11 protein-coding genes and 1 pseudogene are annotated in these 15,421 nt (G+C 70.6%); 10 read left to right on the top strand and 2 right to left on the bottom strand.

From position 1 onward, the window contains the following. The first annotated feature begins 123 nt into the window (after positions 1 to 123). Positions 124 to 660: a TspO/MBR family protein gene (locus tag ACQEVM_RS16455; protein ID WP_433079354.1), complete on the top strand. Its 537-nt coding sequence runs from the start codon at positions 124 to 126 to the stop codon at positions 658 to 660. Positions 661 to 821: 161 nt separating this feature from the next. Here ACQEVM_RS16455 and ACQEVM_RS16450 read toward each other — a convergent pair whose 3' ends face one another. Then, positions 822 to 1,334 (bottom strand): nuclear transport factor 2 family protein, encoded by a 513-nt coding sequence (locus ACQEVM_RS16450; protein ID WP_433079352.1) that lies wholly within the window; start codon positions 1,332 to 1,334, stop codon positions 822 to 824. Positions 1,335 to 1,838: 504 nt separating this feature from the next. Here ACQEVM_RS16450 and ACQEVM_RS16445 point away from each other — a divergent pair. The 7 genes from ACQEVM_RS16445 (at position 1,839) to ACQEVM_RS16415 (ending at position 10,917) form a co-directional block, all read left to right on the top strand. After that, positions 1,839 to 2,675, top strand: coding sequence for an SDR family oxidoreductase (locus ACQEVM_RS16445; protein ID WP_433079350.1), 837 nt, complete (start codon positions 1,839 to 1,841; stop codon positions 2,673 to 2,675). Positions 2,676 to 2,682: 7 nt separating this feature from the next. Beyond that, positions 2,683 to 4,056, top strand: coding sequence for an NAD(P)/FAD-dependent oxidoreductase (locus tag ACQEVM_RS16440; protein ID WP_433079348.1), 1,374 nt, complete (start codon positions 2,683 to 2,685; stop codon positions 4,054 to 4,056). Continuing rightward, on the top strand, positions 4,053 to 5,516 hold the full coding sequence (locus ACQEVM_RS16435) for a cytochrome ubiquinol oxidase subunit I (RefSeq protein WP_433079346.1): 1,464 nt from the start codon (positions 4,053 to 4,055) through the stop codon (positions 5,514 to 5,516). Before ACQEVM_RS16440 ends, ACQEVM_RS16435 begins: the two co-directional genes overlap by 4 nt. Further along, positions 5,513 to 6,532, top strand: a complete 1,020-nt coding sequence (locus tag ACQEVM_RS16430) for a cytochrome d ubiquinol oxidase subunit II (RefSeq protein WP_433079344.1) — start codon at positions 5,513 to 5,515, stop codon at positions 6,530 to 6,532. The genes ACQEVM_RS16435 and ACQEVM_RS16430 overlap by 4 nt, the downstream gene beginning before the upstream one ends. Before the next feature lie 123 nt (positions 6,533 to 6,655). Then, positions 6,656 to 8,467, top strand: coding sequence for a cation:proton antiporter (locus ACQEVM_RS16425; RefSeq protein ID WP_433079342.1), 1,812 nt, complete (start codon positions 6,656 to 6,658; stop codon positions 8,465 to 8,467). 130 nt (positions 8,468 to 8,597) lie between these two features. Next, positions 8,598 to 9,929, top strand: coding sequence for a chloride channel protein (locus ACQEVM_RS16420; RefSeq protein ID WP_433079340.1), 1,332 nt, complete (start codon positions 8,598 to 8,600; stop codon positions 9,927 to 9,929). Positions 9,930 to 9,990: 61 nt separating this feature from the next. Then, the gene (locus tag ACQEVM_RS16415; RefSeq protein ID WP_433079338.1) at positions 9,991 to 10,917 is read left to right on the top strand and encodes an aldose 1-epimerase family protein; all 927 of its coding nucleotides are present in this window, start codon (positions 9,991 to 9,993) and stop codon (positions 10,915 to 10,917) included. 184 nt (positions 10,918 to 11,101) lie between these two features. Here the strand turns inward: ACQEVM_RS16415 and ACQEVM_RS16410 are convergent, their stop codons facing one another. Then, on the bottom strand, positions 11,102 to 11,527 hold the full coding sequence (locus tag ACQEVM_RS16410) for a Fur family transcriptional regulator (RefSeq protein WP_433079336.1): 426 nt from the start codon (positions 11,525 to 11,527) through the stop codon (positions 11,102 to 11,104). 412 nt (positions 11,528 to 11,939) lie between these two features. On the opposite strand from ACQEVM_RS16410, the gene katG reads away from it, so the two are divergent. Both katG and ACQEVM_RS16400 read left to right on the top strand, forming a co-directional pair. After that, a complete protein-coding gene (gene katG, locus ACQEVM_RS16405; protein WP_433079334.1) occupies positions 11,940 to 14,129 on the top strand; it encodes a catalase/peroxidase HPI in 2,190 nt (729 codons plus the stop codon). Between the two features lie 240 nt (positions 14,130 to 14,369). Continuing rightward, positions 14,370 to 15,382 (top strand): annotated as a pseudogene (locus ACQEVM_RS16400) (glutathione S-transferase family protein). The last annotated feature ends 39 nt before the right edge of the window (positions 15,383 to 15,421 follow it).

Raw genomic sequence — 15,421 nt, 5'->3', positions numbered from 1 at the left:
TCGGCTCTCCCGTCGGCCGCGATGTGCCGAGCGGATGGCCCCCGGGTGTCGGGACGCCCCGGCGCGCGACTCGCGCTGACGCGAATCCGGTAGACGTGCCGGGACGGAAGAGAAGGTGTGTACGTGGCAGTCCGTCGAAACCACCGGGAGTCCGCCGTGGCAGCATCCGCGACACCGACACGACGGCGCGGGGTCCGGGCCTGGGCGGCCCTGGCCGCCTTCCTCGCCGTGACCTACTGCGTCGCGGCTCTGGGCGCGCTCGCGTCCGCCGACGCGGGCGAGGTGTACGGATCACTGGAACGACCGGACTGGGCGCCGCCCGCCTGGCTCTTCGGTCCCGTCTGGAGCGTCCTGTACACCGCGATGGCGACGGCGGCCTGGCTGGTGTGGCGTCATCCGGACCGCTCCCGCGCGAGGACCGCCCTCGTCTGGTGGTCCGCGCAGTTGCTCCTCAACCTGGCCTGGACACCCCTGTTCTTCGGCGCGCGCCAGTACGGACTCGCCCTGCTGGACATCGGCCTGCTGTTGACCGCCCTCACCATCACCCTGGTCCGCTTCCGGCGGCTGAGCCGCGCGGCGGCGCTCCTGCTGACCCCCTATCTCCTGTGGGTGGCGTTCGCGACGGCCCTCAATGCCGCCATCTGGCATCTCAACACCTGAGCTCGATCCGCAGAACGGATGCCGCCCGGGGGTGTGCCCCCTCCGGGGAGCGGAGAGGACACACGGGGCACCCGTGACCACCTGACGTGGGTGCCGGACAACCCCTGCGTGGGAACGGAGTCGCGGCAGGGAGCCGGCGGAGTACCGGCCTCCGCGGCCGGTCAGTTGCCGGGCGGGGTCCAGTCCGCGGGCAGGCCGGACTGGGCGAGGACGGTGGCGAGGTCGTAGTGGTCCTCGTCGGAGGTGATCCGGCAGCGGTTCCCGTCGAGGTCGAGGAGGGTGGTCATCGGCACGGCGAAGGGCTTGGGCGCGCCCTTGAGGTGTCCGGAGTAGACGGCGTCGACGGTGATGCGGTCGCCCTCGCGACGGGTGCCGCGCACGGCGACGTGGACGTTGCCGATGAGGCTGTCCGCACGGGCCTTCCACCCGGCGATCTCCTGACGGCCGCGGAAGGTGATGCCCACCGCCAGGTCCGTGTAGGTGCCGTCGCCGGTGAACAGGGCGCCGAGCGCCTGCGGGTCGGTGCCGTTCCAGGCGCGGGCCCACTCCGTGACGATCCTCGGCGGCCGCCGGTCGGCGCCTGCGGCGTGGGCGGTGGTGGCGGTCGTGGCGCAGAGGGCCGCGGCGGCGACCAGCACGGTCATGGCGCGGGACGGGCGGGTGGTGGAGGTCATGGTGGTGCTCCTCGGGAGGTGGGGTGGGGGGTGCGGCCGGTGGTGGCCCGCGACGGGCTGCCCTCGGCAGGCGGTCGGCAAGGTGTGTCGGGGCAGGACGGCGCTGCCGGTGAGGGCGGCGGGCCCCGGCCGGCCCGGGGTCCCGGGGGCCCGGGTGGGCGGAGGAGCCGTTCCCGGCCGAGAGCGTCGGCGGGCGGGGGCTGTTCCGTCCGCTGTGTGCGGGGAACCTTCATGGCGCACAGACTCGGGCCGGGCCGTGTCCACTTTCCAGGCCTGAACGGGGCCGGGAGTGTCCAACGCTGTCCGCGCTCGTCCACCCGTCTCCCGCGCAGACCTGCGTGCCGTGCCGGACGCACGCGACGGCCGGGCCGGGGCCGTGGCTGCGCCGTTCGAGGGGAGGTCGCCCCCCGAACGGGCGAGGGGGGGCGAGCCGCTCCCGATCACGCGGGAGCCACCGAGAAAGGTGGGCCGGTACCTGTGTGCGGCCAAGGACGGGAGAGATCAGTGACCTCAGCTGTGGACAAGGGGCGGGAGCCGGGGCCGCAGATCGTCAGAGGGCAGAAGGCCTTGGTGACCGGCGCGAACTCGGGCATCGGCAAGGCGACCGCGATCCGTCTCGGCCAGGCCGGCGCCGATGTCGTCGTGAACTACGTCTTCGGGCCGGAAGCGGCGGAGGAAGTGGTCGAGGAGATCAAGTCGTTCGGGGTGCGGGCTTACGCGCACCAGGCGGACGTCTCCCAGGAGGACCAGGTCGTCGCGATGGTCGACCGCATGATCGAGAAGTTCGGCACCATCGACATCATGGTGGCCAATGCGGGGCTGCAACGCGACGCACCCGTCACCGAGATGACCCTCGCCCAATGGCAGAAGGTACTGGACGTCAACCTCACGGGGCAGTTCCTCTGCGCGCGGGAGGCGACCAAGGAGTTCATCCGTCGGGGCGTCGTGCCGGAGGTCTCGCGCTCGGCCGGGAAGATCGTCTGTATGAGTTCGGTGCATCAGATCATCCCGTGGTCCGGCCACGTGAACTACGCCTCCTCCAAGGGCGGCGTGCTGATGCTGATGCAGACCTTGGCGCAGGAACTCGCGCCCAGCGGCATCCGGGTCAACGCGGTCGCGCCGGGCGCGATCCGCACACCCATCAACCGCAGCGCCTGGGACACCCCCGAGGCCGAGGCAGATCTCCTGCGGTTGGTTCCCTACCGGCGCGTGGGCGACCCCGAGGACATCGCCAACGCCGTGACGGTCCTGGTCTCCGATCTGATGGACTACGTCGTCGGCACCACCCTCTACGTCGACGGCGGAATGACGCTCTTCCCCGGCTTCGCCACCGGAGGCTGACCCGACCGTGGACGACCACGTCACACACCGCCGGGTGGTCATCCTCGGCGGCGGCTTCGCCGGCCTGTTCGCCGTACGGGCCCTGCGCAGCGCCCCCGTGGAGGTGACCCTCGTCGATCGCTGCGCCCACCACCTCTTCCAGCCGCTCCTGTACCAGTGCGCCTCGGGCATCCTCTCCGAGGGCCAGATCGCCCAGCCGTTGCGGGCCGTCCTGCGCCGCCACCCCCGGGTCCGTTGTCTCCAGGCGACGGCCGAGGACGTGGACGTGGCCCGCCGGGTCGTCCGAGCGACCCGTCCGGACGGCGCCGTGCTCGAACTGCCCTACGACGATCTGATCGTGGGGATCGGGGTTCGGCAGTCCTACTTCGGGCACGACGAGTTCGCGCCGTTCGCCCCCGGGATGAAGACCCTGAAGGACGCACTGGCCGTACGGACCAGGATCTACCAGGCGTTCGAGACGGCCGAGGCGAGCACGGACCCGCTGGAGCGCGCGCAGTGGCTCACCTTCGCCCTGGTGGGCGGCGGCCCCACCGGGGTCGAATTGGCCGGACAGATCCGGGAGATCGCCGGCCACACGCTGGAGCGTGAGTTCTCCACCATCGACCCCGGCCAGGCCCGGGTTCTGCTCTTCGACGGATCGGACGGAGTGCTGGGCGCCTTCGGCCCGGAGTTGTCCCGCCGCGCCGCCCGGACCCTGGACGACCTCGGCGTCGAGGTGCACCTTCGATCGATCGTCACCCAGGTCGACGACAGGGGCTTGACGGTGAGCCGCAAGGACGGCGGCACCGACCGGGTGGAGGCGCGCACGGTGCTCTGGACCGCCGGGGTCGAGGCGCCGCCACTGGCGACCGCGCTGGCGCGGGCGACGGGCGCCGAGCAGGACCGGGCGGGCCGCATCCGTGTCCTGCCCGACCTCAGCATCGCCGGCCATCCGGAGATCCGGGTGGTCGGCGACCTGATGAGCCTGGACAAGCTGCCCGGCCTGGCCGAGGTCGCGATGCAGAGCGGCGCCTACGCGGGCCGCCGGATCCGCCACTTCGTCGAGGGCCGGACCGGTGAGCCCCGCCCCTTCAGGTACCTGGACCTCGGCAGCGCGGCGTACATCTCTCGGGGCAGGGCCGTCGTGAAGATGGGTCGTTTCCACGCCTCCGGGCTGATCGGCTGGCTCATCTGGCTGTTCATCCACATCGTCTTCCTCACCGGATTCCGCAGCCGGGCGGGCGCCCTGCTCAGCTGGGCCGTGGTCTTCGCCTCCGGTTCGCGTCGCGAGCGCGCCTTCACCGCGGCGGGCCCGGACGTCACGGCCGACCCGCCCCACTCCCCGTCCAGCCCACCGGCCGACCCCTCGGTCGCCCGGGACGAGCCACGGAGACCCGTATGAGCACCACGGCACACCTCTTGGCGGATGCCCCCGCGCAACTGCTGCCCGCACGGGAGATGATGGCCTTCACCCTGGCTTCGCACATCATCCTGGTGCCACTGGGAGTGGCGTTGCCGTTCATCACCCTGGTCATGCACTACCGGGGCCTGCGCACGTCCGACCCGGTGGCACTGCTGCTGGCCCGTCGCTGGTCCGCGGTGATGGCCGTCCAGTTCGCCATCGGCATCATCACCGGCACCGTGTTGTCCTTCGAGTTCGGTCTGCTCTGGCCGGGCATGATGGGCCGTTGGGGCGATGTCTTCGGTCTCGGCTTCGGGATCGAGGCGTGGGCCTTCTTCCTGGAGGCGATCCTGATCGCCATCTACCTCTACGGCTGGCGCCGCCTGAAGCCGAAGACCCACTTCTGGCTGGGCGTCCCGATGCCACTGGCGGCATTGATGGGAGCGTTCGGCATCATCGCCGCCAACTCGTGGATGAACACCCCCCAGGGTTTCACCCTCGACTCCGACGGCCGGCCCGTGAACGTCAGCGTCCAACAGGCCATCTTCACGCCCATGTTCGGCCCGCAGTACTGGCACTTCGTGGTCGCGATGTTCCTCACCGCGGGGTATGTGGTGGCCGGGGTGTACGCGGTCGGCTGGCTGCGCGGCCGGCGCGACCGCTATCACCGCCTCGGCTTCACCGTGCCGTTCACCCTCGCCACGATCCTCACCCCCGTGCAGTTCATCCTGGGCGACAACATCGCCCGGCAGGTCTTCCTCAAGCAGCCGATCAAGTTCGCCGCCGCGGAGCTGGTCTGGAAGACGGACACCCACGTGCCCGAGTACCTGTTCGGCCGGCTCCAGGAGGACGGCAGCGTCAAGGGCGGGGTCAAGATCCCGTGGCTGGACTCCATCCTGGCCGGCTTCAGCCCCGACACGAAGGTCACCGGACTGAGTTCGGTACCGGCGTCCGACCGCCCCACCGCCACCCAGGCGACCATCGCGCACTGGGCCTTCGACATCATGGCGGCCATCGGGAGCGTGCTGATCCTGCTGGCGCTCTGGTACGCCTGGTGCTGGTGGAAGCACCGCGACCTGCCGAAGTCGCGGTGGTTCTTCCGGTGCGCGGCCGTGGCCGGTGCCGCGAGCCTCGTGACCGTGGAGTGCGGCTGGATCATGACCGAGGTGGGGCGTCAGCCCTGGATCGTGTACCAGAACATGCGGGTCTCCGAGGCGGTGACCGGTACCCCCGCCTCCTCCCTGTGGATCATGTTCGCCCTCGTCGTCGTGATCTACGTTCTGGTCTTCGGCGCGTTCCTCGGCGTGCTGCTCAAGATGCGCACCCGTTGGCGGCTCGCGGACGCCGGATCCGCGCGCTTGCTCTCCGATGCCCCGGAAACGGACACGCCGTACGGTCCCCGCCCGGAAACGGTCGCCGGCGCACCAGGTACCCGCCGAGACCCCGGGAGCGAACTGTGACCGCGAGCATCGTCGCCTGGATCCTGCTGCTCGTGATCGCCGCCTACGCCTGTGGCGGCGGGGTCGACTACGGCGCCGGCTTCTGGGATCTGTTGGCCGGCGGGGCCGAACGCGGCAAACGACCCCGCTGGCTGATCGACCACGCCATGGCACCGGTCTGGGAGGTCAACAACGTCTGGCTGATCTTCGCGTTCGTTCTGATGTGGACCGGGTTCCCCGTCTTCTTCCAGACGGTGTTCACCGCGCTCTGGCTCCCCCTTGCACTCGCCGCCATCGGCATGGTCCTGCGCGGCGCCGGGTTCGCGCTGCGCAAGCCCACGCGCGGACTCGCCGGACGCCGGATCTACGGAGCCATGTTCGCCGTCTCGTCCCTGCTCACGCCGTTCTTCCTGGGCACGGTCATCGGCTCGGTGGCCTCCGGGCGGGTCGCTCCCGGAACCCCCGCCACGGCCCACGCCTGGGCGAACACCACCTCGATCATGGCCGGGCTCGTCGCGGTGGCATCCACCGCCTTCCTCGGCGCGGTGTTCCTCACCGTGGACGCCCGCCGGTTCGACGCCCCCGACCTGATGGGTTACTTCCGTCTCCGGGCATGGATCGGCTGCGGCGCCCTGTTGATCGTCGGTGTGCTCGGCCTGACCGTCACCGACCCCCGTGCCTCGTACGTCCATCACGGACTCACCCACGGCGCCGGGCTCCTCCTCCTGCTGATCGCCGTGGTGGCTCTGGCCGTCACCGCCTGGCTGATCTCCGGCAAGGCGGCGGGGTGGGCGCGGTACTCCTCGGTCGCCGTGGTGGCACTGCTCGTCGCCGCCTGGGGATTCGCCCAACGGCCCTACCTGGTGCCCACCTCCCTGACGGTCCAGCAGGGTGCCGGTGCGAGCGCGCCGTTGCAGTGGATGCTCATCGTGGCGGCCGTCGCCCTGGTGTTCATCGGCCCCGCGCTGGTCGTCCTGTACCGCCTCGACACCCACGGCGTGCTGGAACCCCTCACCGACGAGGACGTGGCCGAGTGAGGCCGGGCGAGACGTTGACGACAGGGCCCGGGCGCGTGGAGCGACCGGAGGCGGCGCGCTGAGGTCGCGACGTCGTTCGGGTGGCGATCCGGTCCGGCGGCACGGCATCCCCGGAGGGACGCGATGACATCGAGCCAGGTACTGATCGGCGTCGGGCTGATCGTGGCCCTTGCCGTCGGCTGCCAACTGCTGGCGCACCTGCTGCGGGTGCCGGCGATTCTCCTGTTGCTGCCGGCCGGATTCATCGCCGGCGTCCTGACGGACGACGTCAATCCCGAGAAGCTGCTGGGTGAAGCGTTCTCGCCGTTGGTCTCGCTCGCCGTCGCGGTGATCCTCTACGACGCCGGGCTCGGCCTGGATCTGCGCCATCTCAAGGGCCACACCCGCACGGTCGTGGTGCGGCTCATCTGGCTGGGCGCCCTGGTCACCTTCGTGTCGGCCGCGCTGCTCGCCATTCCCATCATGAGCATGTCGATGGCCGCCGCCGTGATGCTGGGCGCGATCCTCGTGGTGAGCGGCCCGACCGTGGTCGGACCACTGCTCACGTTCGTCCGCCCGACCGAACGGCTGCAACGCGTCCTCGTCTGGGAGGGTTCACTGATCGACCCGGTCGGCGGCATCCTCGGCGCGCTCGTCTTCCACGGAGTGCTGGCCGGCGGACAGCCCGGTCTGGCCGCCCAACTGGGCGCGTTCGGTGTCAGCGCGGCGATCGGGCTGGTCGGCGGCGCCGTGGGCGCCGCGGGGCTCTGGCTGCTGCTCCGCTTCCTCACTCTCGACGAGGTGCTCGGCACGACCACGCAGTTCGCCGCCGTGATCGCGGTGGCGGCCGGCTGCGACGCCCTGCGGGACGACACCGGCCTCATCGCCGCCGTCGTGATGGGCATGGCCCTGGCCAATCTCCCGGGGCTGGACATGCCGGCACGCCGGCCGTTCTTCGAAACCCTGGTCTCGCTGATCATCGGGCTGCTGTTCATCGCGATCTCCGCCACCGTCACTCCACAGTCGCTGCGCCACGTCGTGCTGCCGGCCCTCGTCCTCGCCGCTGCCCTCGTTCTCGTGGTCAGACCCCTGGTGGCGCTGCTGTCGACCGTCCGCACCGATGTTCCCCACCGGGAGAGATGGTTCATCGGTTGGATGGCGCCGCGCGGCATCGTCGCCGCGGCCACCGCGTCCACGTTCTCCGCGGCGCTCGTACAGGCCGGCGTCGGGGGCGCGGAGGAGATCCTGCCGGCCACCTTCGTCGTGATCGTCGCCACCGTCATGCTCTACGGCCTGACCGCCGTTCCCGCCGCGCGGTTCCTCGACGTCCGCCGTTCGGCACGCTCGCGGCCGCTGCTCGTCGGCGGTGATCCCTGGGTGGTGGATCTGGGGGGCGCGCTGCGCTCGGCGGGCCTGGACGTTCTCATGTGGGCCGGTCTCGACCGCCAGCGCCAGAGCATCAGGGACGCGGGCCTGGAGCTGGCGCCCGGTGAACTCCTCGCCGCCGCCACCGGGGCCGGAGCCGAGCTGGAGGGCATCACCGATGTCCTCCTGCTCACCGACGAGGACGATTTCAACGCGCTCGCTCTCATGACCCTCAAGGAGACGGCGGAGGGTCCCGTCCACCGCCTGATGCCGCCCAACCGCAGCCACGGTGTGGTCGCCCCGTACACGGGCAGTGAGGCGCTGTTCTCCGCCGGTCTGAACCGGCCCGAACTGGCCCGTCGGTACGCGGCGGGCGCCCGCATCGTCACCCGCGAGGTGGCGGACGGGGCCATCCCGGCCGGGCACGACATGCTGTTCCTGGTGCGCCCGGACGGACAGCTCACCGCCGCCACCGAGTCGACGTCGCCGACGCCCGCCGTAGGCGATGTCGCCGTACTCCTGACACCGTCGCCCGAGCCCCGACCTGGCACCGCATCGGCCCCCCGGCCGCCGATTGGTCCAGGGGGATGACGGTCGGGACATTCCCCGGTCAATCGCGCGCCGGACCTTCCGAAACGGGCGGCCGTCCCGTGGTACCAATCATCGGGACTTGTCGGCCGACGCGTTGCAGATGGCCTCAGCTGCCGAGGAGACGATGAACATGTCAGCCACCCCCGCCGAACCGCCGGCCCCACCCGCGCCGGATCCGTTCGCGGTGATCCGCACCCGCGGGTACGCCGTCCTGTTGCTGATGACGGCGCTCCTCGGCATCCCGATCGCCGCCGCGGCCTTCGGTTTCCTCGCACTCGTCTCCGAACTCAAGTCGCTGACCTACACCGACCTCCCCCGGGCGTTGGGCTTCCACGGAACGCCGTCGTGGTGGCCGATCCCCCTCCTGGCCGTGGCCGGACTGCTGGTGGCGCTGACGATCCGCCACCTGCCCGGCGAAGCCGGGCACAAGCCGGCCGAAGGCCTCGTGACCACCGGCTCGCCGAAGCCGATCGACCTCCCCGGGATCGCGCTCGCGGCCTTGGCCTCGCTGGGCGCCGGTGTGGTGCTCGGTCCCGAGGCGCCCCTCATCGCGTTGGGCGGTGGCCTGGCCGTGTTCTTCGGGCGGGCGATGAAGCGTGACCTCCAGCCCGAGGCGAGTGCCCTGTTGGGCGCCGCCGGCAGCTTCGCGGCCGTGAGCACACTGCTCGGCTCGCCGCTGCTCGGCGCCTTCCTCCTCATGGAGGCGGCGGGACTCGGCGGCGCGACGATGGCGATCGTCCTGGTACCGGGCCTTCTCTCGGCCGGTATCGGCGCGCTCTTCTTCACCGGTCTGGGATCGTGGACGGGCCTGGGCACCTTCTCACTGGTCCTCCACCAAGTGCCGCAGGCCGCACGCCCGGACCTCGCCGGGTTCGGCTGGGCGGTCGTCATCGGAGCGGTGGCCGCCCTCGGCGGGACCGGGATCCGCCGGATGGGCCTCTTCCTCCAGGGCCGGGTCGAGCGCCGGCGGGTGCCGGTCACCGTCCTGGTGGGCGTCCTGGTGGGGGTGGTCGCGCTGGTGTACGCCGAGTCGACGGGCAGGGAAGCATCCGAAGTCCTGTACTCCGGCCAGGACGCGCTCGGGCCGCTGCTGGCCGACCAGGCGGGCTACTCGGGGGGCGTCCTGGTCCTGCTCGTTCTCTGCAAGGCGCTCGCGTACGCCCTGTCCCTCAGCGGCTTCCGCGGCGGCCCGGTCTTCCCCTCGATGTTCGTGGGAGCGGCGTTCGGCCTGGCCATGGCGCACCTCCCCGGCCTCGACGTGACCTCCGGCTTCGCCATCGGTGTCGGCGCGTTGTGCGTGGCCATGCTGAAGCTGCCGATGACCTCCGTGTTGCTGGCCACCCTGCTCCTGGGGAATCAGGGCATCACGGTGATGCCGGTCGTGATCGTCGCGGTCGTGGTCTCCTACGTCCTCACGCTCCGCCTCGCCCCGGCGCCCGCCCCGAAGCCGGCGTCTCCGTAGTCTCCGGCGCAGTAGCCGGTCACCACCACCCGTCCCGCCCGCACCCCGACCTGGAGGCCCGATGCCCGAGAGCCCGACCGGACAGCAGTTCCTGCTGCGCTGCGGTGAGCAGAGAGCAGTCGTGGTGGAGCTGGGAGCCGGGCTGCGCGACTACACGGTCGGCGGGCGGCCCGTCCTGGACGGCTACACCGCCGACGAGCCGATCACGGGGGGCCGCGGGCAGCTCCTCGCCCCCTGGCCGAACCGCATCAGCGGCGGACGGTACTCCTGGAAGGGCGAGGAACTCCGGCTCCCACTGACCGAACCGGAGGCCGGCAACGCCATCCACGGGCTCCTGCGCTGGGCCGCGTGGGAGCCGCTGAAGCGTGCCGAGGACCGCCTCCTGCTCGGGACCACTCTCTTCCCGCAGCCCGGCTACCCCTTCCACCTCGGTGTCCGTGCGGAGTACGCGCTCGGGACCCGTGGGCTGGCCGTCACGGTGACGGCACGCAACCTCGGTGGGAGTCCGGCGCCCTACGGGGTCGGCCAGCACCCGTACCTGACCGTGGGCACCGAACGCGTCGACGACGCCGTGATGACCCTCCCGGCCAGGGCGTGGCTGCCGCCCGCCGATCGGGGCACGCCCCTCGTTCCGCAGCCAGTGGAGGGCACGGAGTTCGACTTCCGTACGCCGCGCGTGCTCGGCCCGCAGCACCTGGACACCCCGTTCACCGAACTGGAACGGGACTCAGCCGGACGGGCCGTGGTGCGGCTCGCGCACCCGTCGGGCTCCCACGGCAGCGACCTGTGGCTGGGCGAGGGGGCGACGTACCTCCAGGTGTACACCGGCGACACCCTGCCCGCCCCGGACCGGCGGCGAGGCCTCGCGGTGGAGCCCATGTCCTGTCCGCCCGACGCGTTCCGGAGCGGGGCCGGCCTGGTGGAGCTCGCGCCGGGCGACCTGCACACGTTCCGCTGGGGGCTCAGTCCCTGGACCGCGGCGCGCTGAGGAGCGTCGGATGTCCCCAAGGGCAGTCGCTTCCGCCGCACCTGATCCTCCTCCAGCAGGGTGAGGATCTCGTACGCGTGACGTCCTGCGACGATGCCCGCGCCGGACAACACGTCGGCGTACAAGAGCCGCGGGCCCTCGGGGCCCCGTACGGCCCGGCCCTGATGGCGTCGACCCGACGCGCTCAGCATGGCCGCGGGTCGGAGGCGCAGGACGGGCACAGCCCGCGGTAGGTGATCTCGACCTCGGACACCGTGAAGCCGAACCTCTCGTCAGGGGGCAGCTCGGCCGGTGTGCCGGTCACGTGAACGTCACGGATGACGCCGCAGTCTGAGCACACCAGGTGCTGGTGCGGATGGTGCGCGTTGGGGTCGAAGCGTTTCGCCCGGCCCTGGACGGAGACCTCCACCACCTCGCCGAGCGCCACCAGCTCGCCCAGGGTGTTGTAGACGGTCGCTCGGGCGATCTCGGGCAGCCACTGAACCGCGCGGGCGTGCACCTCGTCGGCAGTGAGGTGCACGTGATCGCCGTCGAGGACTTCGACGACGACACGCCGCTGGGAAGTCATCCGCCAGCCGCGCCCTCTCAGTCGTTCCAACAGGTCACTCAATTCGGCTCACCCTTTCAGGCTCGGCGGGACAAAGGGAGTCTAGGCATGCGGGGCCGGTCTTGTCGGAAGGCGCCTGGAAGGTGCCTGCCGTACGGTGCTGACGGCCTTGACGGGACGGTTCGACGGCCCCGAATCATTTCCATTCGAGATGATCGGACTATCGACTCATTCCGGTTCCCGCGGGCCTGTCCCGGAAATCAGGGAGACGTTCAACCGGCGGGCCGGACCTCGATTCTCCTTCGACTGCTTGTTGTGTGGGGGTGCCCCGCGTGTTCTCGTAACGGCGAGCTCTCCGGTGCGCGACCATACGGACGCGCCGACACACGCTCGATCATCGGCGTCGTTCGTGTCTGAAAGCGCCAAGAGCACGCAGCCAGCCGAGGGAAACACCGACACAGGAAGAAGGACGGACGTGTCCGGCAGCGACAGCGAGAACCCAGTAATTCCTGCCCCGACTCCCGCGCCGACTCGCCCCAGGTCGAATCGTGACTGGTGGCCGAATCAGCTGGATCTTCAGGTTCTGCACCAGCATTCGCCTCAGGCCAATCCGATGGGTGAGGAATTCGACTACGCGGAAGAGTTCGCGACCCTGGACGTCGACGCGCTGAAGCAGGACGTCTTCGAGGTGATGACGGCATCGCAGGATTGGTGGCCTGCCGACTACGGCCATTACGGGCCGCTCTTCATCCGGATGAGTTGGCACTCCGCCGGAACGTACCGCATCGCGGACGGCCGGGGCGGTGGCGGAGCCGGCGCCCAGCGCTTCGCCCCCCTCAACAGTTGGCCGGACAACGCGAGCCTCGACAAGGCCCGCCGCTTGCTCTGGCCCGTCAAGCAGAAGTACGGCCGGAAGATCTCGTGGGCCGACCTCCTGGTGTTCGCCGGCAACTGCGCCATGGAGTCGATGGGGTTCAAGACGTTCGGCTTCGCCTTCGGGCGGGAGGACATCTGGGAGCCGGAGGAGATCTTCTGGGGTCCCGAGGACACCTGGCTCGGTGATGAGCGCTACAGCGGCGACAGGGAACTCACCGGTCCCTTCGGAGCCGTCCAGATGGGACTGATCTACGTCAATCCGGAGGGCCCCAACGGCAACCCGGATCCGGTGGCTGCCGCCCGGGACATTCGCGAGACCTTCGGGCGCATGGCGATGAACGACGAGGAGACCGCCGCGCTGATCATCGGCGGGCACACGTTCGGCAAGTGCCACGGTGCGGTCGGCGCCGAGTACATCGGCCCCGAGCCCGAGGCGTGCCCGATCGAGCAGCAGGGGATCGGTTGGAGGAACACGCACGGCAGCGGCGTGGGCGTCGACGCGCTCACCAGCGGGCTGGAAGGCGCGTGGACCTCCGAGCCGACGAAGTGGGACAACGGATACCTGGACAACCTGTTCCGTTACGACTGGGAGCTGACGACGAGCCCGGCCGGCGCGAAGCAGTGGACGCCCGCGGATCCCTCGGCCCGGGACACCGTGCCGGACGCTCACGATCCGTCGAGGCGGCACGCTCCCATGATGCTGACGACGGACCTCGCGCTGAAACTGGATCCGATCTACGGGCCGATCGCGAAGTCCTTCCACGAGAACCCGGACAAGCTCGCGAAGGCGTTCGCCAAGGCCTGGTTCAAGCTGTTGCACCGCGACATGGGTCCGCTGTCGCGCTACCTCGGGCCGTGGATCCCCGAGCCGCAACTGTGGCAGGACCCCGTCCCCGAGGTCGATCACGACCTGGTGTCGGACGCGGACGTCGTCGACCTCAAGAACCGGATCCTCGCTTCGGGGCTGTCCGTCTCCCCGTTGGTGAGCACGGCCTGGGCCTCGGCGGCGAGCTTCCGCGGGACGGACAAGCGGGGTGGGGCCAACGGGGCGCGGATCCGGCTCGCGCCGCAGAAGGACTGGGAGGTCAATGACCTGCCCGAGGTGGCCGAGGTGCTGCGGACCCTCGAGGGGATCCAACAGGAGTTCAACGGCTCCCGGACGGACCGAACGAGGGTTTCGCTCGCCGACCTGATCGTGCTGGGCGGGTGCGCCGCCGTCGAGCAGGCCGCGAGGAACGCCGGGCACGACATCGCGGTCCCGTTCGCGCCGGGGCGTACGGACGCCTCGCAGGAGCAGACCGACGTGGAGACGTTCGCCGTGCTCGAACCGAAGGCGGACGGGTTCCGCAACTACCTCCCGTCGGGCGAGAAGTTGTCGCCGGAGACGCTTCTGCTGGACCGTGCCAACCTGTTGAACCTGACCGCGCCCGAGATGACGGTCCTCATCGGCGGCATGCGAGCCCTGAACACCGGCTTCAGGCAGGTCCCGCACGGTGTGTTCACCGACCGCCCGGAGACGTTGACCAACGATTTCTTCGTCAACCTGCTCGACATGGGCACGGTGTGGAAGGCGTCGGACTCGGCGGAGAACGTGTTCGAAGGTCGGGATCGCGCGACGGGTGAGCCCAAGTGGACCGCGACCGCGGTCGATCTCGTCTTCGGTTCGCACGCGCAGCTCCGGGGGATCGCGGAGGTGTACGCGTCGAAGGACGCGGGTGAGAAGTTCGCGCGTGATTTCGTCGCCGCGTGGAACAAGGTGATGAACCTCGACCGGTTCGACCTCGTCTGATCGCGGGTGTGCCGGTCGGCCGCCACCGGCCGACCGGCACCGCTGCGACCGGTGCGGCGAGCGGCCGGCGCAGCGAAGGGCCGGCGCAGCAGATGGCCGGCCACTCGGGGTTTGAACGGCACTGTGTGCGCGGCGAGTTCGACACGGAGGGAACCCGATGGACACAGCAGACTGCGGCCGGGCGGCGGAGCGACTCCCGCATCGAAGGCGGCCGGCCGGCGGCGGGACCGGGGGCTCGTCATGAGTTACGTGAGCCCCGACAGTTCGTACGAGCGGGACAGCCGCTATCTCACCGACCGGATCACCGCGGACGGGAGCGAGGGCTTCCCCGTCGAACCGGGCCGGTACCGGCTCGTGGTGAGCAGGGCCTGCCCCTGGGCGAGCCGCGCGATCATCGTGCGACGGCTCCTCGGGCTGGAGAAACGCACTGCCGATGGCCGTGGCCGGTCCGACCCACGACGAGCGGAGTTGGACGTTCGACCTGGACCCCGGGGGCCGCGATCCCGTGCTCGGAATCGAGCGGCTCCAGGAGGCGTACCTCGCCCGCGACCCCGGCTACGAGCGCGGCATCACCGTGCCGGCGATCGTGGACGTGCCGACGGGCAAGGTGGTGACCAACGACTTCGCCCGGATCACCATCGACATGTCTCTGGAATGGGCCGCGCACCACCGCGAGGGCGCACCCGCGCTGTACCCCCCGGAACTGCGCCCCGAGATCGACTCCGTCAACGCGGAGGTCTACCAGGGACGTGAACAACGGGGTCTACCGTGCCGGCTTCGCCGGATCGCAGGAGGCGTACACCTCCGCCTACGAGCGCCTGTTCGCCCGCCTCGACCGGCTCACGGATCGACTGACCGCGTCCCGGTACCTCGTCGGGGACACCGTCACCGAAGCCGACGTCCGGCTGTTCACGACCCTCGTGCGCTTCGACGCCGTGTACCACGGCCACTTCAAGTGCAATCGGTGGAAGCTGTCCGAGATGCCGGTGCTCTGGGCCTACGCACGCGATCTGTTCCAGACTCCCGGATTCGGCGACACGGTCGACTTCGACCACATCAAACGTCACTACCACCTGGTCCACCGGGACATCAACCCGACCGGCATCGTGCCGGCCGGTCCGGACCTCGCGGGCTGGCTCGCGCCCCACGATCGGTCGTCGCTGGGCGGCAGCCCCTTCGGTCGGGGCACCCCGCCCGGGCCGGTGACGCCGCGGGAAGCCGTCCCGGCCGAACACACGCCGCGGGCAATCTGATCCACGGGTCGTGCTCGTCCCCTCGGTACCGCCGTGTCA

This window comes from Streptomyces sp. CA-243310 (assembly GCF_050936775.1).
Lineage (GTDB): Bacteria > Actinomycetota > Actinomycetes > Streptomycetales > Streptomycetaceae > Streptomyces.
This window is presented reverse-complemented; position numbering and strand designations above follow the sequence as displayed.